Here is a 20,190-nt window from a genome sequence, read left to right as displayed (position 1 = left end):
ACAAGAACAGGCTCGCAATGTCATTGAAATTCTTACGTTTGAGCTGGCGCAAGGTACTCGCTACCGCCCTGGCGGCCAGCGTGCTGGCGCCAGCCATCGCGTCGGCGGCCGATCCGCTGCCGGCCGCCGTGCGCATCGCCGTCGTGGCGCGCACGGCACCGTCCGGCAAGACCGTGTTTGCCGGTTCTGCCGCCCAGGTGGCCGCGCAAGGCTGGCTGGCGGCCGAACTGGGCAAGCTGGGCGTGAAGCTGGAATGGGTGCCCGTCACCACCAATTCCGTGGCGACGCAAGTCAACGAGGCGTTTGCCAACCGTTCGATCGACCTGGCCCAGTATGGCGACCTGCCATCGATCATCGCCAATGCCTCGGGCTTGCAGACGCGGCTGATTTTGCCTGGCGGCAGCTTCAGCAACACCTATCTGGTGGTGCCGAACGGCTCGACGGCCCGCTCGATCAAGGACTTGAAGGGCAAGAAGATCGCCCTGCACCGGGGCCGGCCGTGGGAATACCCATTCGCGCGCCTGCTCGAAGCGAATGGCATGACCTTGCGCGACGTCAAGATCCTCAATCTGAACCCGCAGGCGGGCGCGGCGGCCGTGGCGACGGGCGGCGCCGATGCCTTCTTCACCCTCAGCGATGCTTTCCTGCTGGAAGATAAAAAGGTGGGCAAGATCATCTGGTCCAGCAAGGCGCCGCCGCAGGACTGGAAGATGCGCGCCGAACTGTGGGCCGACAGCGGCTTCCTGCAACAACGCTGGCCGCAGCTGGCCCAGCTGGTGGTGACGGCGTATGTGCGCGAGCACCACCGGGCCGTCGGCGCCGGTGGCGAAGACGAGTACGTGCGCACGGAGGCATCCGCTGGCCAGGTGGAAAGCGTGGTGCGGCGCGAACTGGCGGGCGACCATACGCCATGGCAGGCGCGCTGGTCGCCCCTGTTTACGGCCAGCCTGCGCCAGCATTACGTGGGCGAGGCGGCGTATGCGAAGAGCGCGGGGCTGATCGGGCGTCCCCTGCAAGTCGACAGCCTGTTCGCGCCCCAGTTCGTCAACCAGGCGCTGGCGCAGCTGAAATTGCAAGCGTACTGGTCGCCATGACTTCCCTCACTATCGCCTTGCCGCGCGCTCCCGCGCCAGCGCCAGCGCATGCGGCGTCCATTCCCTGGCTGCGGCGCTTTGTGCGCTCGCCCTGGTCCGTGTGGGCGTCGCCGCTGGCCTTGCTGCTGCTGTGGACGGCCGCCACCACCTTCGAGTGGATGCCCGCGCACATTTTGATGTCGCCCTGGCAAGTATTGCTGACGGCGGCGGACCTGGCCGAGAGCGGCGAACTGGGCCAGCACCTGGGCATCAGCCTGTTCCGCCTGCTGGCCGGTTTCGGCCTGAGCGCCAGCGCCGGCCTGGCCTTCGGCGTCGTGCTGGGCCTGTCTCCAGGCTTGCGCAGCTATGTCGACCCCACGTTCAATATCCTGCGCCAGCTGCCGACCGTGGCCCTGATCCCTTTGTTTATCTTGCTGTTCGGCATAGGCGAGAGTTTCAAGGTGTTTATCGTGGCCAAGGCCAGTTTTTTCATCGTGGCGCTGGCCGTGCATGACGCCATCCGCAACCTGTCGCAGCGCTACTTTGAGGTGGCGCAAGTGTATTGCTTTTCGCGCTGGCAGCGCATCCGTTTCATCGTCCTGCCCGCCATCGTGCCGGCCGCGCTGACGGGCATGCGCATCGCCCTGTCGCGCTCGTGGATGGTGCTGGTGGGCGCGGAATTGCGGGCTGCCGACAGCGGCCTGGGCCAGATGATGGAAATGGGCCGGCAAATGTTCCGCCTCGACGTGGTGATGGTGGGCGTGGTGCTGACGGGCGTGATCGGCTTCGGCCTGGACCGGCTTTGCCATGCGCTGGAGGCAAGATTGATGCGCTGGAAGCGTAATGGGGATGGTAAGGGAGGCGCCGCATGAGGCAGCGTTTAGTGTTAATCATCAAGGGCGCGCTGCTGCCGCTGGCCTTGCTGGGCGCCTGGCAATGGGCATCGGGCCAAGGCGCGGCGGCCGCCTACATCTTCGTCTCGCTGGGCGATCTGGCGCACAGCCTGCGCGACCTGGTCTTGACGGGCGAGCTGTGGGTGCATCTGCGCGCCAGCCTGGGACGCACGCTGGCCGGACTGTTGCTGGGCGGCAGCGCCGGCATCGTCACGGGCGCGCTGATGGCGCAGTCGCCGCTGGCGGACCGCCTCATCGGCCCGCTGTTCCACAGCATCCGTCAGGTCCCCCTGTTGGGCCTGATTCCACTGCTGGGCTTGTGGGTGGGCAATGGCGACGGCGCCAAGTTGCTGGTGATCGCCATCGCCGCCTTTTATCCTACCGTGCTCAACACGTATGCGGGCATGCGCCAGGTCGAGGGGCGCTTGCGCGAGGTGGGACAGGTGCTGACCCTGACGCGCTGGCAGACCTTGCGCCAGATTCTGTTGCCAGGCGCCATGCCTGCCATCGTCACCGGTGTCACGCATGCGCTGGCGTTCGCCTGGCTCGCTTGCCTGGGCGGCGAACTGCTGTTTGCGGCCGGCCCCGGCATGGGTTCCTTGCTGCTCAACAGCGAAGTGTCGGGGCGCATGGATGTCGTGCTGCTGGCCGGCCGTGCTCGTGGTCGCCTTGCTGGCGCAGGCGATGAACGTGGCGTTTGCGCGTCTCGCGCGTTTGCTGGTGAAGGGGCGCAGCAGTGAGTAAATCCCTGCCATTCCAGCCAGACGCGGCCGTCAGTGCCCGCGAAGGGGAGTTGCGCGCCTTCCTGCTGCGCTTTATCGGCCTGACCCTGCTGTCGGGCGTGACCATCGGCATGAACAAGGTGCTGGCCACCTTGCTGGGCTTGCATTTGCACGTGAGCAATTTCCAGCTGGCCGCGATCAGCAGTGCGGAAACCCTGGCCATGGCGCTGGGCACCATTCCTGCCGGCTATATCTTGTCGCGCGGCAATCCGAAGCACCTGTACGCGGGCGTCAGCCTGAGCCTGGCGCTGGCCTTTTGCGTGCTGCCGTGGCTGCCCGGCTGGCAATGGGTGGCCCTGCTGATGTTTCTCGTGGGACTGTGCATCTCGCTGCGCATCGTGGCCATGAGCACGGTGTTTCTCGTGCGCCTGCCGGAACTGGGGCAGGGCAAGGCGGGCTGGTACAAGGGTACATTAATCCTCGGCATGCAGTTCCTCGGGCCCCTCTGCGGCAATTACCTGATCGCCCAGCTGGGGCTGAAGGCCGGCTTTTTGATCTCGGCCCTGATGTTCGCCATCCTGGCCGTGCTGGGCTGGCAAGTGTTGCCTGACAACACGGCACCCCGCAAGCAGGCGGGACAGGGTGCGCTGCCCGGTGCGGCCAGCCTGCGTGAACTGCTGCGCCTGCCCATCGTGCGCGTGACTTACCTGTTTGAAATCCTTGCCAGCTTCACGGCATCCAGCGTGGGCGTGTTTTCCATCCTGCTGGCCATCCGCGTGTTGCACTGGCCTGCGCACCACTCCGTCTGGCTGATGGCCGTGCAGGGACTCAGCTGCGTGCTTGTACTGCTGTTCCTGGGGCGTTTCGTGCTGGCCAGCCGCTACCGCGATCAGCTGTATGGCGGCGCGCACCTGGCCATCATGGGGGCCTTGCTGATCCTGGGTCTGTGGCCCTCCAGCATCGCTTACCTTGCTGCCTCCGTGCTGCTGGGATTGGGCCTGGGCGTGAATAACCTCGTCAATACGGACTATATCGCCCGCGCCCCCGTCGACAAGGCCCGCGTTTCCGCCCACTTGACCCTGTTCGGCATGGTGGGCGGCACGGCCGGCGCGCTGGCGGCGGGCCGCCTGGCCGACCTGACGGGCTTGCGCAATGTGTTCCTGATCTGGCTGGCTCCCTGGCTGGCCGCCTGGCTGGTTTTCCACGGCAGCCGCTGGCTGCGCCGGGCGCCGCCCGCCACCATTCCTTCCCTCGCCCCCACCGCAGAGAGTGCGCCATGAATGATGTTGTTTCCCCTTCGGCCTTGTCGCCGCAACAGCAGCAGCTGAGCGGCGGCTTGCAAGTGCAGCACGTGAGCAAGTCGTTTTCCCTGAAAGGCGCGCCGCTGCCCGTGCTCGACGATATTTCGCTGACCATCGTGCCCGGTGAATTCGTCGCCATCGTCGGTGCGTCCGGTTGCGGTAAATCAACCCTGCTGCGCCTGCTGGCTGGCCTCGATACGGATTACACGGGCTTGCTGCTGCACGACGGCGTGCCGATCCGCGGCACGGATTTGCGCCGGGGCCTCGTGTTCCAGGACCACCGCCTGTTTCCCTGGCTGACGGTGCAGCAAAACGTGGCCGTGGCCTTCAGCAATACCCGTGTGCCGCAGGCCGAGCGCGACGCCCGCGTGGCGGCGGAAATCGCGCGCGTGGGCCTCGACGGCTATGCGGATGCGTACCCGCATCAATTATCGGGCGGCATGTCGCAACGGGCGGCCATCGCCCGCGCCCTCGTCGGGCGGCCCGACGTGCTGCTGCTGGACGAACCGCTGGGCGCGCTCGACGCGCTGACCCGCTTGCGCCTGCAGCAAGAGCTGCGCCGCCTGTGGCAGGACGAGGGCATCACCATGGTCATGGTCACGCATGACATCGATGAAGCCGTCTACCTGGCCGACCGCATCGTCGTGCTCGATGCGCGTCCGGGCAAGGTGCGCCGCGTGCAGGACGTGCCGCTGGCCCACCCGCGCCAGCGAGGTTCCGCTGGCTTTGTCGCCATCCGCGACGGCTTGCATGGGGATTTCAGCGACCTGGACGACACGCATGCGCCCGTGGCGCAGGAAGTGGATCCCAGCAGCTTGTGGGATGGCAATGAATGGGCGCGCAGAATGGCGCTGTAGTTTTTTTGATATCGATCAACCTGGAGAGACAGCATGAGCAATGAAAGTCAGGCAGCAAACCAAGCACTCGACACCCTGTGGTACACGCGCTGCCCCGTCCCGACGGGCCTGGGCATTTCCCTGCAGCAAGGCTGGCTGGAAGAGGCATTGCGCGCCGGCGGCACCAGCTTGCGCTCCTTGCGCGAGTCGGACCAGGAAGCCGTGCGCGAATCGCATTTCGACCATACCCTGCAGAATTCCGTCCGCCACGGCGGTAATATTCCCGCCCTGTGGGCGCGCGCGGCGGGACGCGACACGCGCGTGATCGGCCTGTCGTGGTCGGACGAGACGCAGCTGATCCTGACCCTGCCAGACAGCGGCATTCAGACGGTGCGCGACTTGAAGGGCCGGCGCTTCGGCTTGCCCCTGTGGGCCAGGGCGCAGATCGACTTTGCGCGCGCGCAAGCCTTGCGGGGGCTGGAAAACGCGCTGAGCCTGGAAGGCTTGACGGTTGCCGACGTGGAACTGGTCGATTATGTCATTCAGGCGGGCCAGAGCGAAACGGCGCCGGAGCGGGGCGCGGCAACGAATCTGTTCAGCGGCGCGCGGCGCGGCGGTCAAAGCCCTGAGCTGCTGGGCTTGCTGCGGCGCGAGGTGGACGCCATCTTCCTGAAAGGCGCCTCTGCCGCCCAGCTGGCCCAGCAATTCGGCTTGCACACGGTGATCGACACGGGCAGCCATCCGGAACCCTTGATCCGCGCCAATAACGGCACGCCGCGCACCTTGAGCGTCGATGCGCACCTGCTCGACCACCATTTCAGCTCGGCCGTCACCCTGGTCAAGCAAGTGCTGCGGGCCGAAGCGTGGGCACGGGGTCATGCGGACGAGACGCGGCGCTTCCTGGCGCGCGAATCGAATGCCAGCGAGCACTGGGTGCAAGTGGCCTACGGCAAGGATGCCCACCTGCGCCTGGACACGGACCTGGCGGAAACGTCGGTCGCCGGCTTGCAGGATTTCAGCGACTTTTTGTTCCGGTGGAATTTTCTGCCCAGCAAGGTCGACGTGCGCGCCTGGATCGATCCCCGTCCTTTCGACGCGGCGCTGGCGCAGACGCGCCGCGCGGCCTGAGCGGGAAGCACGTCAACGGTGGCCATGTTCGATGATGAGGAGAATGCGATGCGGCGACGCACGGTGATGGGCGGGCTGGCCTTGCTGCCCCTGGCGGGAAAGGCGGCCTCGGCGGCGAAAGCTGCGGGGGCGCAGCCGGCGGCCCTGCGCATCGCCTCGACGGGCTTTGCGGAAAACGGCAAGGCGGAACTGGGCGGCATCGCCTACCGCGTGCAGCAGGAAGGCTGGCTGGCCCGCGAGCTCAGGCAGCGGGGCGTGCGGCTGGAATGGCTGCCCGTCACGGGCGACACGGGCGCGACCATGAACGAAGCGTTCGCCAGCGGGCGCATCGACATGGCCGCGTATGGCGACTTGCCGTCCGTCATACTCAACGCGGGCGGCGTGCGCACGCAGGTGATCGTGCCGGCGGGGCGGGGCACGGACCAGTTCCTGCTGGTGCCCACCGGTTCGCGTGCCACGTCCCTGGCCGACCTGAAGGGCAAGCGCATCAGCGTGCACCGGGGCCGGCCGTGGGAACTGGGCTTGCGCCAGCTGATCGCCGACCAGCGCATGTCGCCCACGGATTTTCGTCTGATCAATATGGATTTGAAGCCGGGCACTGCCGCGCTGGCCACGGGCGCCGTCGACGCCTTGTTCATGATCAATGGCTATCCGCTGGAAGACAAGGGCATCGGCCGCATCATCTGGTCCAGCAAGGGCTTGCCGGAACGCAAGATGCGGGCGGAGCTGTGGGCGCGGCGCGACTTTACGCAAGCCCATCCCGACATCGCCGAACTGGTCGCCACGGCCTGGCTGCGGGCCCAGCACTGGGCGGCGCTCGATGGCAACCGCGAAGCGATCATCAAGGATGGCACGCGCAACGGCACGCCCGACAGCGTGGTGCGGCGCAGCTACGACGATCCGGGCCTGCAGTGGAAGGAGCGCTGGTCGCCGCTGTACGACGACGCCGTGTACCGCCATTACCGCCGGGTGCTGGCGTTTGCGCAGGAACAAAAACTGATCCGACTACCGTTGACGGCGGAAGAATTGCTGGAGCCGCGCTTCGTGGCGGCCGGCTTGAAAAAGCTGGGCCTGGCCAATTACTGGGAGCCTGCGAAAGTGTAGCGGAAGCTTGGGCGTGGCTCAGTGCGGCAGGCACACGCGCCCGGCCACGACCTTGTCCGTGCCGTCGCCCGCATGCGCGCGCAGTTGCAGCAGCATCAGGGCCACGCCCAGCATCAGCGCCGCGGCGCAGAGTTTCTTGTGCATCGTCTTTTCCGTTTTCACTATCTATGAAGGTGTGCAGCGATATTATTGCCCGAAATTCATGTGTGCGGGCCGGGCTTGTACCAGGCGTGCTTTACAATTATGCATCGAGCGCATCCGCGCCATCTGAATTGTATGCATAGTATGTGAAGGGAATGACAAGCCTGTGACTTCCAAGCCGATCAAGATTGCCGCCACCGTCGTCGTGGCTCTCGCCGCTGGGGCCGGCATTTATAGCTACACCCGTCCCGCCGCCACCGCCACGCCGGGCGCCCCGGCCTCGGGCAGCCCGGCCGCCGCGCCCCAATCCACCGTCGATACGGCCGCCGTGGCCGCCCAGTTCCGCGATTTGCTGGGCAATTTCCGCAAGATCATCGTGCTGCTGGCCGACGAGCAAAGCATGCCCGAAGGCGCGCGCGACGAAGCCCGTAAAGTGGGGCAGGCGCTGTTCCATGAAAACCAGGAACGGATCGCCAGGCTCGATGCTGCGCTGGATCAATTGACGGCACCCATCAATCCGGGCCGCTTCGAAGCGCTCGACAGTCTGTTGACGTATATCGAATCCGATCCCGGCCTGTACGATGCGGACCGCCTGGCTTTCCGCGAGCTGCTGCAAAGCATGCTGGCCGACGTGGCCAAGGATTCGTCCTTGCCGGCCATCAAGCTGCATAAGCGCATTTCCGAAGACCTCGATGCGCTGGGCGAGATCGAGCGCAATTACGAGAAGGAAATCCGGCAAATCTTCGGCAACCTGGGCCAGCGCGCAATCGAACTCAAGCGCGAACGGTGGGACGATTACGTGGCGCAGCTGAAAAAACTGTACAGCCGCGAACAGATTCTGAAGGAAAACGGCATCGTCGTACCGTATGCAGTGCCTCCGGCCGGTTCCGTGCCCGAAGCCAAGCCGGCGCCAAAAAAAGATGAGGCGGAAATTTTCGGCCTCGGCTTGCCGAAGAAAACCATCGTGCTGACCTTTGACGACGGCCCGCACCGCCGCTATACGGAAGAAATCAGCGCCATCCTGAAACAGTATGGCGTGCCGGCCGTGTTCTTCAACGTGGGCCGCAACCTAGGAAGCCTGGACGCGGAAGGCCGCGCCAAGCTGAACGCGGGCGCGGAAGTGAGCCGCAAGCTGATGAAAGAGGGCTATGCCGTGGGCAACCACAGTTTCAGCCACGCACAGTTATCGAAGCAGACGGGCGACAAGCTGAAAGGCGAAATCCTCGGCACGGACACCTTACTAAAAGCCATCAGCCCCGAGCGGGCCGCGCTGTTCCGCTTTCCGTATGGCGCGCGCAACAGCGAAGGCATGGCCGCGCTGGCCGATGCGCATCTGAAATCCGTGATGTGGAATATCGATTCGCTGGACTGGGCCGACCCCGTGCCCAGCTCGATCACGAACCGCGTGCTGGCGTCCGTCGACAAGGCAGGGCGCGGCATCGTCCTGTTCCACGACATCCACGAACGCACGGTGAAAGCCTTGCCGGCCGTGCTCGACAAGCTGATCGCCGAAGGCTATCAATTCGCGGGCTGGGATGGCACCAGTTTCCAGGTGGCAAAAAGCACGGCGCCCGCGCCCGAGAAAGTGCCTGTGACCACCGGTTACGCCAATTCCTGGGCCGTCGTGATCGGCATCGACGATTACGCCAAGTGGCCGAAATTGCAATATGCGGTGCGCGATGCGCAAGGCATCCGTGAAACCCTGATCGAGAAATTCGCGTTCGCGCCCGAGCGCGTCGTGACCCTGAAGAATGGCGAAGCGACGCGCAACAATATTCTGGCCGCCTTCCACGACAAGCTGGCCCATGGCGGCGTGCAAAAGAATGACCGCATCTTCGTCTTCTTCGCCGGCCACGGCGCCACGCGCAAGCTCAGTTCCGGGCGCGACCTCGGCTACATCGTGCCCGTCGATTCCGACCCGGCGCAGTTCGCCACGGATGCGATTCCGATGACGGAAATCCAGAATATTGCGGAAAGCCTGACGGCCAAGCATGCGTTCTTCGTCATGGACGCCTGCTACAGCGGCCTGGGCCTCACGCGCGGCGCCGGTTCCAGTTCTTTCCTGCGCGACAACGCCAAGCGCATCGGCCGGCAAATGCTGACGGCCGGCGGCGGCGACCAGCTGGTGGCCGACGGCGGGCCGAACGGGCATTCCGTGTTTACATGGACCCTGCTGCAAGGCCTGGCGGGCAAAGGCGACCTGAACGGCGACGGCCTCATTACGGCCACGGAACTGGCGGCGTATGTGGCGCCGGCCGTGTCCAGCGTATCGAACCAGACGCCCGCGTTCGGCAGCCTGCCCGGTTCGGAAGGGGGCGATTTCGTCTTCGAATTGCCGGGCGAGACGGAATTCCTCAGCCCGAACACGACGCAGCTGTCGACGGAAGCCATCGCGCTGAACAGCAAGCTCGATGCCAAACCGCAAGCGGCCAGCGTGACGGTGAAGGATTTGCAGGGCGGCGAACAGAAGATCGTCACGCCGGGCGCCGTACCGACCTCGACGCGCCAGCTGGCGCAGCGGGCCAATGACCGGGGCTTGCAGTTGTACAAAGAGAAACAGTACGCGCAGGCGGAAGCGCAATTTACGGAAGCGCTGAAATTGCGCCCCGACTTCGCGCTGGCCGCCAACAACCTGGGCTTTGTTTTCTACAAGCAGGAAAAATACCGCGAAGCGGCCCGCTGGTTTGAAAACACGGTCAAGATGGATCCGTCGCGCGCCATTGCCTATTTGAACCTGGGCGATGCCTATGCCAAGGCCGGCGATGCCGCCAAGGCGAAAGCGGCCTATAAAACCTATCTGGAACTGGCGCCGACGGCCTCGACGGCGCCGGCCGTGCGGCAAAAGATGGAAAAGCTGTAAGCGTGTCCACCGTCCACGTGTTTGCCTGCAGCGGCCGCTTTGCCAGCTGGGAAGCGCTGCAGGCCTATCTGGCGCCCGCCTACACGGAAGATGGCGACGCCGTGCCGTCGCCATTCTTCTTGGAAACGGGCCTCACGCAGTACGAGCCGGCCTGCATCGAGAGCGCGCTGCTGGCCGCGCCCGCGCCGCTGGCAGAGAGTTGCTCGACGGCGCGTCGTATGGCGATAGCTGGCTGGCGCAGGCCTGCGCGGACGCGGATGGGCAGAAAGTGCTGGCCGACACGGCCGTGTGCGTGTTTGCGCCCAATCAACTGGCGCACCCGCAGCGCAGCTCGCTGCATTATGTGGGCAGCTACCATTACGAGCTAGACGGTTGACCGCCATTCCCGCGTTCTTCGTGCAATAGCTTGTTGACGCTGGCCAGCAGGCTGGTGCCCGAGGTGGTGATGAAGCGGGCGCCGGCCGCTTCCGCTTCCGTGCCGTAGCTGGCCAACGTATCCTTGCTGCAATACACGATGATCGGTAATGCAGGCTGTGCCTGCCGCACTTCGCGCACCGTGCGCACGCCCGCATCCTTGATGCGCCGGCGGTTTTCCACCCGCGCCATGTCCGTGATCAGCAGCGCATAGGGCTTCTGTTGCAGCATGGTCAGTGCCTGCCGCGTCGAGACGGCCTGGTCCACCTTGATGTTTTCCCGTTCCAGCTGTTCCACCAGCAAGGTATTGTTGCGCGGGTGGTCGTCCAGCCACAGCACGAGACTGGACGGCTTTTCCGCCGTCGGCATGCCGGCCAGGGCCGTGACGGTGGCGCCGCCGTCCGGCGGATGGGCCAGCAGCAGCTGGGTGACGGCTTCCTGCATGTCGTCGAGCGACTTTTGCTGCAAACGGCTCAGTTCCGTCACCTCGATTTCCTTGCCGCTTTCCAGACGCACGGATTCGTTTTTGACGAGGCTGTCGGCGCGCTTGATCATGATGGACAGGTAAATGCGCGTGAGCAGGTAGCCGATCAAAAACCCGTGCACGGAAAAGAACAGCATGATGCCGCCGACGATGGCCATGGCCGTGGGCGTGTCCGTGGCCAGGCTGGGCGCGATGAAGGCGGCCATGCTGCGCGCGCTGCCGGGCAGGCTTTTGAGCTCGATCAAACCCACGCCGACGATGATTTTCGTCAGCCAGTCCGACACTTCCACCAGGTTTGAATTGATTTCCATGGGCGTGGGCGTGCCCAGGAACAATGTATTGCTGGGGTTGCCGGCCGCCGCCTCGGCTCCGGCGGCGGGCGGTTCGTCCGTGGGGCGGCCCTTGCCATTGGCCCGCTCGTCGGGCGGCGCGGCATTGACGGTGCCCGACGGCAGGCTGCGCGGTATGCCGAACAAAAAGCCCAGCAGCATGCCGCTGACGCAAAAGCCCAGGCTCCACAGCAGGGCAGGGACGGCGTGGTAGTACGGCGGCAGCAGGGCGCCCGCCAGCACGGCCAGCAAGCCCGCCAGCAAGATGAACAGCAGGATATACGGCAGCACGTCGCGCTTGCGCACGGCCGCCGTGGCCGTTTTGCCCGCCTTGTCGGCGCTGTCGTTCAGGTCCACGGTCGCTCCTTGAAAAAGACTGAATCCAGGCAGCCGGCCTGCCGCGTATATATCCCGTAGGAGCCTGTACTGACATCATAAAAAGGGGAGGCGCGATGCAATTGATAAAACGCAAAACAGATGGCAGCTTGTGCCTTGTTGCTGCTGGCCGGCGCCGGCAAGGCGGCGGCGCCGGAGGCCGCATCGTCCACGGATGCGTCGCGCACCGTGCGCGTGACGGGCCATTACGACAACGCCGTCGGCACCTCGGACGCGGCCAGCCAGGGCGTCATCACCCGGGACCTGATCGTCAACCGGCCCGCCTTGCGCACGGGCGAATTGCTGGAATTCGTGCCGGGACTCATCGTCACCCAGCACAGCGGCGACGGCAAGGCCAACCAGTATTTCCTGCGCGGCTTTAACCTCGACCACGGCACGGATTTCGCCACCTACGTCGACGGAATGCCCGTCAACATGCGCACGCATGCGCATGGGCAAGGCTATTCCGACCTCAATTTCCTCATTCCCGAGCTGGTGCAGCGCATCGACTACAAGAAGGGGCCGTATTTCGCGGGCGAAGGCGATTTCGCCTCGGCGGGCGCGGCGCGCATCCGCCTGGCCGACAGATTGCCGCAAGGCCAGGCCAGCGTGTCCGTGGGCCAGCACGGCTATGTGCGGGGCGTCGTGGCCGATTCCGTCGCTGCCGGCCCCGGCACCCTGCTGTACGGACTGGAAGTGAACCGCAACAACGGTCCGTGGGACGTGCCGGAGCGCGTGCGCAAGGTCAGCGGCGTGCTGCGCTACAGCCAGGGCACGCAAGACGACGGATACAGCGTGACGGGCATGGCCTACAAGAATAGCTGGAACGCCACCGACCAGGTGCCGCTGCGCGCCATAGCGTCCGGCCAGATCGGCCGCTTCGGCTCGCTGGCGCCCAGCGACGGCGGCGACACGTCGCGCACCAGCCTGTCGTACGCGCAGCGCCGCCGCACGGAAAACCGGCTGTTCGAACTGGACGCCTATCTGATCCGCTCGCAGCTGGAACTCGACAGCGATTTCACGTATTTCCTGGCCAACCCGGCCACCGGCGACCAGTTCCAGCAAAGCGAGCGCCGCACGGTGGCGGGCGTGAACGCCAGCGAAAGCTGGACCACGGAGCTGGCGGGGTTTTCCATGCGCAACAAGCTCGGCGTGCAGGCCCGTTATGACCGCCTGTCGCCCGTGGGTCTGTACAACACGGTGGATAGAGTGCGGCAAAGCACGGTGCGCGAAGACAAGGTGCGCGAGGTCAGCATCGGCCTGTACGGCGAAAACACGATGCAATGGCTGCCCTGGCTGCGTTCCGTGGCGGGCCTGCGCTACGACGCCTACCGTTTCAAGGTGGCCAGCAGCATAGCCGGCAACAGCGGTACGGCGCAGGACCACGTGGTGTCGCCGAAGCTGTCCCTGATACTCGGTCCGTGGAGCCAGACGGAATTTTTCGTGAACTACGGCAAGGGTTTCCATAGCAACGATGCGCGGGGCACGACGCAGACGCGCTTGCCCGATGGCACGCCTTCCGCTCCCGTCACGCCCCTGGTGCCGACCAGGGGCATGGAACTGGGCGCGCGCACGGAATGGCTGCCGGGCCTGCAAAGTCGCTGGCACTGTGGCGCCTCGATCTCGCGTCGGAACTGCTGTTCGTCGGCGACGCGGGCGAAACGCAGCCCAGCCGCGCCAGCCGCCGCCATGGCATCGAGTGGAACAACCATTATGTTGCCGCGCCGTGGCTGCAATTCGACCTGGACCTGGCCGCCTCGCGCTCGCGCTACACGCAAAACGATACGGCCGGCAACTTCATTCCCGGCGCGATCGGCAAGGTGGCGTCGTTCGGCGTGACGGTGACGGACCGGGGACCGTGGTCGGGCGCCTTGCAGCTGCGCTATTTTGGCCCGCGTCCCTTGATCGAGGACAATAGCGTGCGCTCCGCCTCGACGACGCTCGCGTATGCGCGCCTCGCTTACCAGCTCAACCGCAAGACGCGGCTGTCGCTCGACGTCTTCAACCTGTTCAACAAGCGCGCCAGCGACATCGATTACTACTATGCGTCGCGCCTGCCCGGGGAGGGGGCGGACGGGGTGAACGACCGGCATTTTCATCCGGTGGAACCGCGTTCCGCGCGCCTGACCTTGTCATATGCGTTCTGACAACGTTAAACTGGGGCATGATCGATCACCTAGTACAAACCAGTAAATTCCTTTCCCTCATACTGCGCCACGCGCCCGAGAAAATCGGCCTCGCGCTCGATGCCCAGGGCTGGGCCGACATCGGCCAGTTGCTGGCGCAAGCGGCCCAGCATGGCCGCCGCCTTTCGCGTGAACAATTGGATGACGTGGTGGCGCGCGACAGCAAGTCGCGCTACGCCATCAGCGGCGACGGCTTGCGCATCCGCGCCAACCAGGGGCACTCGCTGGCCGCCGTCGACATCGATCTGCCGCCCGCCACGCCGCCCGCCATGCTGTACCACGGCACGGCCAGCCGCTTTGTCGAGGCGATCCTCGCGGCAGGCCTGCTGCCCGGAGCGCGCAATCACGTGCACCTGTCCAGCAACCTCGAAACGGCCGTGGCCGTGGGCGCGCGCCATGGCAAGCCCGTCGTGCTGACGGTCGATGCGGCCGCCATGCAGGCGCAGGGCCACGTGTTTTATGTGTCGGACAACGGCGTGTGGCTGACGCAGGCCGTGCCGCAGGCGTTTATCGGTTTTCCCTGAGGATAGGCCGCACTGCCGCTTCCACGCCAGAGTAGGCCAGCACGGCATCGGGCAGGCGCGCGCCCCGGATGGCGATGGCGGCGACGGCCTGGTTCAGTTCGGCCAGCTCCGGCGCCGTAAAACGCACGCCAGCCGCGCCCAGGTTGTCTTCCAGGTGCGCCATCTGCGTCGTGCCGGGGATGGGCACGATCCACGGCCGCTGCGCCAGCAGCCAGGCCAGGGCGATCTGCGCCGGTGTCGCCTGCTTGCGCGCCGCCCACGTCTTCGCCAACTCCACCAGCGCCAGGTTGTGCGGCAGGTTTTCCGGTGAAAAACGCGATTCCACCTGGCGGATGTCGCCCTCGGCAAAGCGGGTCTTGATGTCGATGGCGTCCGCCAGGAAGCCCACGCCCAGCGGGCTCCACGGCACGAAGCCGATGCCCAGCTCTTCGCACAGGGCCAGCACGCCGTCTTCCGGCCCGCGCCACAGCATCGAGTATTCGCTCTGCACGGCGGAAACGGGCAGGGCTGCATGGGCGCGCCGCAAAGTATTGGCGCCCATCTCGGACAGGCCCCAGTGCAGCACTTTGCCTTCGCGCATCAGGTCCTGCACGGCGCCGGCCACGTCTTCGATCGGCACGTGCGGGTCGACCCGGTGCTGGTACAGCAAGTCGATGCGATCCGTGCGCAGGCGCTTGAGCATGCCGTCGACGACCAGCTTGACGTGATCGGGGCGGCTGTTGGTGCCGGGACGGCGCTCGCCCGTCTGCTGGTCGATATTCCAGCCGAACTTGGTGGCGATGACGATCTCGTTGCGAAATGGCGCCACGCCTTCGCCCAGTATCCTCTCCACCTCGTGCGGGCCGTAGGCCTCGGCCGCGTCGAACAGGGTGACGCCCCGTTCCCAGGCCGTGCGGATAATTTTATGCATTTCGGGACGGCTGGGCACCGTCGTCTGGTAGGTGCGGCTCATGTTTTGCACGCCCAGGCCCAGGCTGGACACGGCCAGGGTACCCAGCTTGCGCTTGCCTGCGAGGGGGAGCGGGGCGCTTGCGGCGGCCTGGCCTTGCGCCTGGGCGATCAATGGCGTGGCGGCCAGGCTGCCCGCCGCCAGCAGGAAACCGCGGCGGCCCGTGCTTGTATCTTTTGTTGGCATGTGTGTTTTCCCTTAAATATCAAGCTTGCGTTCGGCCATCCACTTGACGATGGCGGGATCGCGGTGCGAAAAGAAGCTGCTGGCGCCCGTTTCCAGGGGGGCGATGGCAGCCATGTCGGCTTCGTCCAGGTCAAAATCGTCAATCGCCAGGTTTTCCGCCATGCGCTCGCGGCGCACCGTCTTGGCCAGCACGGCCACGCCCCGGTGCGTGAGCCAGCGCAGGACGACCTGGCCCACGGACTTGCCGTGCTTGCCCGCGATGCCCAGCAGCAACTCGTTCGTGAACAGCTTGTTGCGGCCTTCGGCGAACGGCGCCCACGCCTGCGGCTGCACACCGTGCTCGAGCATGAAGGCCACGCTGTCGGCCTGCTGGTGGAAAGGGTTCACTTCGACCTGGTTGACGGCGGGCGCGATGTCGTTGAAGGCGATGATGTCCATCAGGCGGTCGGGCTGGAAATTGCTCACGCCGATGGCGCGCAGCTTGCCGCTGCGATACGCATCCTGCATGGCGCGCCAGGAGCCGTGCACGTCGCCGAATGGCTGGTGGATGAGGAATAAATCGTGGTAATCGAGCTGCAAGCGCCGCAGCGACTGCTCGATGGCGTCGCGCGTGCGCTCGTAGCCCGTGTCCTGCACCCACAGCTTGCTGGTGACGAACAGCTGTTCGCGCGCCACGCCGCTGTGACGGATGCCCCGGCCGACGGCCGCCTCGTTCAGATAGGACGCGGCCGTGTCGATCAGGCGGTAGCCGGCGGCGATGGCGTCGATCACGGCGCGTTCGCACTCGGCCGGGTCGGGTATCTGGAAGACGCCGTAGCCGGCGACGGGCATGCTGATGCCGTTGTTCAGGGTGACGCGATGCATGGCTGGCTCCTTCGGTAATTGACAGGAGCTACTTTACGGCGTCACCCACCCGTTGATAAGCCGTTGTAATCGGCATGGTCTTATAAGTCATGCTAATGAATCTTGGCCTTGCCCTGGCGCTTGCGGCGCCAGATCAGCACCCCCGTCACGCTCAAGCCCGCCACCAGCATCCCCATGGCGCAGATGAACAGTTTGAAGGGCCAGCCCCACATGGAGGCCATGTGCAGGGCGCTGATCCAGCTGCGGATCGTGTCGCCGCTGGCCTCGCCCGTGGGCAGCCAGGCGGCCAGTTGCCGGCCGCTGGCCGCGTCAAAGAAGACGGTGGTCAGGCCCTTGTGTTCGCGCACGTCGCGGCTGCTGCGCACGCTGTAGCTGTAGACGCCCAGTCCGCGCTCGTAGGCCAGCGCGTTTTCCTCGAGGATGGCAAAGTGCCCGCTGCGCGCCAGTTGCGCCATCAGGCTGCGGCCCTGCGCGCGCGCCGCTGGCCAGTCCAGCCGCGGCCCCGGCGACGGCGTGTGCCGCGCCACCACTTCCTCGGCTGGCTGATGGGGAAATAGCGGATGCATCACGGCCGCATACGCGCCGTACAGGTTGAAGGCGACACCGCTCCAGGCGAAGACCAGCAGCATGGCCCATAGCCACAGGCCGCCCGCGCGGTGCAGGTCGAACACCAGTTTATAGCTGCCGCCATGGCGGCGCAGCAGCCACGACGGGCGCCAGCGCAGCAGCCACGGTTTGCTGCCGGGCGAGCGTTTTTTCAGGCGCGCGGGGAAGGTGAGGGCGGCGCCGATGAAGCAGTCGATGGTCCAGACGATGGCAATCAGGCCGAAAATCAGCAAGCCCGTATCGCCCAGCGCCAGCGCATAGTGCAGGCGCTCGATGAAGGGCAGCAGGTTGATGGCGCCCTGGCCGATCTCGCCCCATTTCCGCTGGCCCAGTAGCGCGCCCGTGTACGGATCGACAAACACTTCATCGCTGGCCAGCGGTGATTCGTCGCCCGGGCGCAGGTAAAACACCATGCTGTGGCCTGTTGGCGCGGACAGCGGCGCGTAGCTGACCTGCGCCTGCGGGAAGCGCGCGGCGACCCGTTCGCGCAGCAGCAGGGCGTCGAGCGGCGCGGCGCGCGGCGTTGGCGGCGCCGCGCGGAAGACGGCGGGCAGCAGGGCCGCTTCCAGTTCATCCTTCCACGCGAGCGCGCTGCCCGTGACGCCGGCCACGATGAGGAAGCCGGCCATCAGCAGGCCGGCATAGCGGTGCATGGCCGCCAATGCCGGCCGTATTTGCAGCGATGGCATCAGAACCGGTACATGGCGCTGACGTTGGCCGTGCGTTCGGCATTGCGGTAGCACAGGTTGGGCAGGTAGCCGCAGTCATACAGGGTCTGTTTGTTGAGCACATTGTTGACGTTGAGGGCAAACTGCCACGGTCCGCGCGACACGCCCAGCGCCGCGTCCCACTGCGTGATGCCGCCATTGCGGATGTTCAGGTTCTCGCCGTCGGAGTTCGAGCGCATGGTGCCGAGAAAACGCATGCCCAGCGCCGCATACGCGGGCAGCGCCGTGCCCAGGTTGAACGCTTGGCGGGCCCAGGCCGAGGCGCTGTGGCGCGGCGCGCCCGCTTGCTGCAAGCCCAGGTCGCCGTTATTGCTCTTCCTGACTTCCGTAGCGAGGTAGGTGTATTGCGCGATCAGGCTCAGGCGGCTGGCGAACTCCGTGCGCGCTTCCAGTTCTACGCCGCGCGAGCCTACCTGGCCCGTTTGCTGCAAACGGCCCGGGTTGCCGATGTCGGAGGTGGTGACGTTGTCGCGCACCAGGTCGAAGACGGCGGCCGTGTAGCTGGCGCGCTGGCCCGCGGGTTCATAGCGCACGCCCGCTTCGAACTGCTTGCCGCGCGACGGTTTCAGGGCGTCGCCGGTGGCCGTGATGCCCAGTTCGGGCGAAAACGAGGTGGCGTAGCTGACATACGGCGCCCAGCCGCCATCGAACAGGTAGACGGCGCCCACGCGGCCCGTGGTGGCCGATGGCGACTGGTGGAAGTCGGGTTTGATGGCGCCGCTGTGGAGGTCGGTGACGTCGCGCGACTGCGTGGCCTTGTCGCGGCGCAGGCCGGCCGTCACGACCCAGCGGTCCCATTTCATTTGATCCTGCGCATACAGGCCCAGCTGGCGCGACGGCGCATCGGCGCGCGTGGGCGCCTTCGATGGCACCAGCGGCTGCTTGCCGTACACGGGCTGGTACAGGTCGATCGGCGCGATAAAGCCTTTCTGGTGGCGGTATTCGTCCGTGTTGCGGATGTTCGCGTAATCGGCGCCCAGCAGCACCTGGTGCGCCAGGCCGCCGGTGGCAAACCGCGCCTGCAGCTGGGTATCGGCGAACAGGCTCTTCGACGCCGTATCGACGGGCATGAAATAGCGCTCCACGGTGCCATCGTCATTCAGACCCAGGGGAAACATGTCCGTGCGGTCGTTCTTCAGGCGCGTATAGCGCAGGTTCTGGCGCAGCGACCAGGTATCGTTGAAGCTGTGCTCGAATTCGTAGCCCAGCATGGTATTGCGGCGCTTGAAGCGGTTATCATCGCCCATCAGGTTGACGCTTGGGTCGACCTGGCCCCGCGGGCCAGGCTGCAGCAGCTGGTTGGGAAACGCGTACTGCTGGTTGTCCTGCTCGTAGCGGGCCAGCAGGGTCAGACGCGTGGCGGGGCCTGCCTGCCAGGTGAGCGTAGGCGCGAAGTACAGCCGGTTGTCGCGGTCGCGCTCCAGCCGCGTATGGGCTTCGCGGCCCAGCATGACGACCCGGTACGTCCAGGCGCCTGGCGCGTCGAGGGCGCCGCCCACGTCGGCTTTCAGCTGGCGGCGCTGGTAGCTGCCGTACTCAATCCCCACTTCACGCACGGCATCCGCGCTGGGGCGCTTGCTGACGGCGTTGACCATGCCGCCGGGCGGAATCTGCCCGTACAGCACGGACGCGGGGCCGCGCAGCACTTCCAGGCGTTCCAGGCCATACGGCTCGATCGAGGCGCCAAAGGTGCGGCCCGAATTGCGCAAGCCGTCCTGCAGGATGCCGTTCGTCTCGATGGTGAAGCCGCGCAGCAGCGAGGAATCGTCGCTGCCCAGCGGGCGCTGGTTCGGCGTCACGCCAGCCGTGTAGCGCAGGGTTTCGTCGAGCGATTCGGCATTGCGGTCGCTGATTTCATCGGCCGTGACCACCGAGACGGATTGCGGGTTCTCGTTCAGCGCCGTATCGGTCTTGGTGGCCGAGGCGGCGCGCCGCGCCACATAGCCGCGCACGGGGCCTGTCGCCGTTTCGCGTTCGCTGCTGGCATGGATGGTGATGGCGGGCAGGGTGGCGCTGGCCTGGGCGCCGGCTGCTGCAGGTGCTGTCTCTGCCCGCAGCGCATACGCGCCGTTGGCGCCCGCCACCAGGCGCACGCCGTGGCCGCGCAGCAGTTCCTCGAAGCCCTGGCGCACCGTGTAGCTGCCCGCCAGGCCGGCGCTGCGCTTGCCCTGCAGGAGCGCCGCATCGGCCGACAGTTCCACGCCGGCCGCGCTGGCGAACGCGGTCAGGGTCCGCTCCAGCGGGCCGGCGGGAACCGCGTACTGGCGCTTGGCTTGCGCATTCTCAAGCGCCTGGGCGCGGGCGGCAGGGGCAGTGACGGCCACGGTACCAAAGGCGGTACCTGCCAGTAACAGGGCCTGGATGGCGGCGGCGAGGGGAAACGGGCGCAGCTTGGGGGCGGGAGCGGTCAGGCGAGGGGGCATGGTGCAAATCCTTGGAAAGTGGCGGGAAAAAATTCGTTCTTCCCGTATTCCGAACGAAAAGCCA

Annotated in this window: 17 protein-coding genes and 2 pseudogenes; 13 read left to right on the top strand and 6 right to left on the bottom strand. The window is 65.9% G+C overall.

Annotated features, from left to right (window positions below; genetic code table 11):
• Positions 1-17: 17 nt before the first annotated feature.
• Genes ACQVLG_RS24855 through ACQVLG_RS24825 form a run of 7 tightly spaced genes read left to right on the top strand, consistent with a single transcriptional unit; the run spans position 18 to position 7,057 of the window.
• Positions 18-1,094, top strand: coding sequence for a PhnD/SsuA/transferrin family substrate-binding protein (locus ACQVLG_RS24855; RefSeq protein ID WP_474291537.1), 1,077 nt, complete (start codon positions 18-20; stop codon positions 1,092-1,094).
• Positions 1,091-1,945, top strand: coding sequence for an ABC transporter permease (locus tag ACQVLG_RS24850; protein ID WP_474291535.1), 855 nt, complete (start codon positions 1,091-1,093; stop codon positions 1,943-1,945). The genes ACQVLG_RS24855 and ACQVLG_RS24850 overlap by 4 nt, the downstream gene beginning before the upstream one ends.
• A complete protein-coding gene (locus ACQVLG_RS24845) occupies positions 1,942-2,706 on the top strand; it encodes an ABC transporter permease (RefSeq protein ID WP_474291533.1) in 765 nt (254 codons plus the stop codon). Before ACQVLG_RS24850 ends, ACQVLG_RS24845 begins: the two co-directional genes overlap by 4 nt.
• Positions 2,703-3,968 carry an MFS transporter gene (locus ACQVLG_RS24840; RefSeq protein WP_474291531.1) on the top strand — a complete coding sequence of 422 codons (1,266 nt, stop codon included), beginning with the start codon at positions 2,703-2,705 and terminating at the stop codon, positions 3,966-3,968. The genes ACQVLG_RS24845 and ACQVLG_RS24840 overlap by 4 nt, the downstream gene beginning before the upstream one ends.
• Entirely contained in the window at positions 3,965-4,846 is an 882-nt protein-coding gene (locus tag ACQVLG_RS24835; RefSeq protein ID WP_474291529.1) for an ABC transporter ATP-binding protein, read from the top strand. Before ACQVLG_RS24840 ends, ACQVLG_RS24835 begins: the two co-directional genes overlap by 4 nt.
• A 33-nt stretch (positions 4,847-4,879) precedes the next feature.
• Positions 4,880-5,953, top strand: coding sequence for an ABC transporter substrate-binding protein (locus tag ACQVLG_RS24830; protein ID WP_474291527.1), 1,074 nt, complete (start codon positions 4,880-4,882; stop codon positions 5,951-5,953).
• A 48-nt stretch (positions 5,954-6,001) separates the two neighbouring features.
• Complete coding sequence (locus tag ACQVLG_RS24825) at positions 6,002-7,057, top strand: ABC transporter substrate-binding protein (protein WP_474291525.1); 1,056 nt, start codon at positions 6,002-6,004, stop codon at positions 7,055-7,057.
• Positions 7,058-7,075: 18 nt separating this feature from the next.
• Here the strand turns inward: ACQVLG_RS24825 and ACQVLG_RS24820 are convergent, their stop codons facing one another.
• Positions 7,076-7,201, bottom strand: a complete 126-nt coding sequence (locus tag ACQVLG_RS24820) for a hypothetical protein (protein ID WP_474291523.1) — start codon at positions 7,199-7,201, stop codon at positions 7,076-7,078.
• Between the two features lie 163 nt (positions 7,202-7,364).
• Between ACQVLG_RS24820 and ACQVLG_RS24815 the strand changes: the two genes are divergently transcribed.
• The 3 genes and pseudogenes from ACQVLG_RS24815 (at position 7,365) to ACQVLG_RS24805 (ending at position 10,434) form a co-directional block, all read left to right on the top strand.
• On the top strand, positions 7,365-10,058 hold the full coding sequence (locus ACQVLG_RS24815; RefSeq protein ID WP_474291521.1) for a polysaccharide deacetylase family protein: 2,694 nt from the start codon (positions 7,365-7,367) through the stop codon (positions 10,056-10,058).
• A 2-nt stretch (positions 10,059-10,060) separates the two neighbouring features.
• A pseudogene (locus ACQVLG_RS24810) lies at positions 10,061-10,228 on the top strand (immunity 22 family protein); the annotation flags it as partial.
• A gap of 29 nt (positions 10,229-10,257) precedes the next feature.
• Entirely contained in the window at positions 10,258-10,434 is a 177-nt protein-coding gene (locus ACQVLG_RS24805; RefSeq protein ID WP_474295901.1) for a hypothetical protein, read from the top strand.
• Here the strand turns inward: ACQVLG_RS24805 and ACQVLG_RS24800 are convergent.
• Positions 10,416-11,642, bottom strand: coding sequence for a response regulator (locus ACQVLG_RS24800; RefSeq protein ID WP_474291519.1), 1,227 nt, complete (start codon positions 11,640-11,642; stop codon positions 10,416-10,418). The two genes, ACQVLG_RS24805 and ACQVLG_RS24800, sit on opposite strands and share 19 nt — an antisense overlap.
• Positions 11,643-11,762: 120 nt before the next feature.
• On the opposite strand from ACQVLG_RS24800, the pseudogene ACQVLG_RS24795 reads away from it, so the two are divergent.
• The 3 genes and pseudogenes from ACQVLG_RS24795 to ACQVLG_RS24785 all read left to right on the top strand — a co-directional run.
• Positions 11,763-13,184 (top strand): annotated as a pseudogene (locus ACQVLG_RS24795) (TonB-dependent receptor); the annotation flags it as partial.
• Between the two features lie 53 nt (positions 13,185-13,237).
• Positions 13,238-13,807: a TonB-dependent receptor domain-containing protein gene (locus ACQVLG_RS24790; RefSeq protein WP_474291517.1), complete on the top strand. Its 570-nt coding sequence runs from the start codon at positions 13,238-13,240 to the stop codon at positions 13,805-13,807.
• Positions 13,808-13,824: 17 nt separating this feature from the next.
• Positions 13,825-14,370, top strand: a complete 546-nt coding sequence (locus ACQVLG_RS24785; protein ID WP_474291515.1) for an RNA 2'-phosphotransferase — start codon at positions 13,825-13,827, stop codon at positions 14,368-14,370.
• On the opposite strand, the gene ACQVLG_RS24780 is transcribed toward ACQVLG_RS24785, so the two are convergent.
• The 4 genes from ACQVLG_RS24780 to ACQVLG_RS24765 all read right to left on the bottom strand — a co-directional run bounded on the left by ACQVLG_RS24780 (position 14,354) and on the right by ACQVLG_RS24765 (position 20,126).
• Positions 14,354-15,505: an aldo/keto reductase gene (locus tag ACQVLG_RS24780; protein ID WP_474291513.1), complete on the bottom strand. Its 1,152-nt coding sequence runs from the start codon at positions 15,503-15,505 to the stop codon at positions 14,354-14,356. The genes ACQVLG_RS24785 and ACQVLG_RS24780 overlap by 17 nt on opposite strands.
• A gap of 12 nt (positions 15,506-15,517) precedes the next feature.
• Positions 15,518-16,369 (bottom strand): aldo/keto reductase, encoded by an 852-nt coding sequence (locus ACQVLG_RS24775; protein WP_474291511.1) that lies wholly within the window; start codon positions 16,367-16,369, stop codon positions 15,518-15,520.
• A gap of 92 nt (positions 16,370-16,461) precedes the next feature.
• Positions 16,462-17,664 carry a PepSY-associated TM helix domain-containing protein gene (locus ACQVLG_RS24770; RefSeq protein WP_474291509.1) on the bottom strand — a complete coding sequence of 401 codons (1,203 nt, stop codon included), beginning with the start codon at positions 17,662-17,664 and terminating at the stop codon, positions 16,462-16,464.
• Positions 17,664-20,126, bottom strand: a complete 2,463-nt coding sequence (locus ACQVLG_RS24765) for a TonB-dependent siderophore receptor (protein ID WP_474291507.1) — start codon at positions 20,124-20,126, stop codon at positions 17,664-17,666. The genes ACQVLG_RS24770 and ACQVLG_RS24765 overlap by 1 nt, the downstream gene beginning before the upstream one ends.
• Positions 20,127-20,190: the final 64 nt, after the last annotated feature.

The organism is Janthinobacterium sp. TPC_1 (assembly GCF_056037845.1).
Note: the sequence above shows the minus strand (reverse complement) of the source record. Positions and strands in the feature narration are given on the sequence as shown.

Coding starts and splice junctions, on each gene's coding strand:
- ACQVLG_RS24855 (WP_474291537.1), top strand. CDS start 18: ATGTCATTGAAATTCTTACGTTTGAGCTGGCGCAAGGTACTCGCTACC.
- ACQVLG_RS24850 (WP_474291535.1), top strand. CDS start 1,091: ATGACTTCCCTCACTATCGCCTTGCCGCGCGCTCCCGCGCCAGCGCCA.
- ACQVLG_RS24845 (WP_474291533.1), top strand. CDS start 1,942: ATGAGGCAGCGTTTAGTGTTAATCATCAAGGGCGCGCTGCTGCCGCTG.
- ACQVLG_RS24835 (WP_474291529.1), top strand. CDS start 3,965: ATGAATGATGTTGTTTCCCCTTCGGCCTTGTCGCCGCAACAGCAGCAG.
- ACQVLG_RS24830 (WP_474291527.1), top strand. CDS start 4,880: ATGAGCAATGAAAGTCAGGCAGCAAACCAAGCACTCGACACCCTGTGG.
- ACQVLG_RS24825 (WP_474291525.1), top strand. CDS start 6,002: ATGCGGCGACGCACGGTGATGGGCGGGCTGGCCTTGCTGCCCCTGGCG.
- ACQVLG_RS24820 (WP_474291523.1), bottom strand. CDS start 7,201: ATGCACAAGAAACTCTGCGCCGCGGCGCTGATGCTGGGCGTGGCCCTG.
- ACQVLG_RS24790 (WP_474291517.1), top strand. CDS start 13,238: ATGGCTGCCGGGCCTGCAAAGTCGCTGGCACTGTGGCGCCTCGATCTC.
- ACQVLG_RS24785 (WP_474291515.1), top strand. CDS start 13,825: ATGATCGATCACCTAGTACAAACCAGTAAATTCCTTTCCCTCATACTG.
- ACQVLG_RS24780 (WP_474291513.1), bottom strand. CDS start 15,505: ATGCCAACAAAAGATACAAGCACGGGCCGCCGCGGTTTCCTGCTGGCG.
- ACQVLG_RS24775 (WP_474291511.1), bottom strand. CDS start 16,369: ATGCATCGCGTCACCCTGAACAACGGCATCAGCATGCCCGTCGCCGGC.
- ACQVLG_RS24770 (WP_474291509.1), bottom strand. CDS start 17,664: ATGCCATCGCTGCAAATACGGCCGGCATTGGCGGCCATGCACCGCTAT.
- ACQVLG_RS24765 (WP_474291507.1), bottom strand. CDS start 20,126: ATGCCCCCTCGCCTGACCGCTCCCGCCCCCAAGCTGCGCCCGTTTCCC.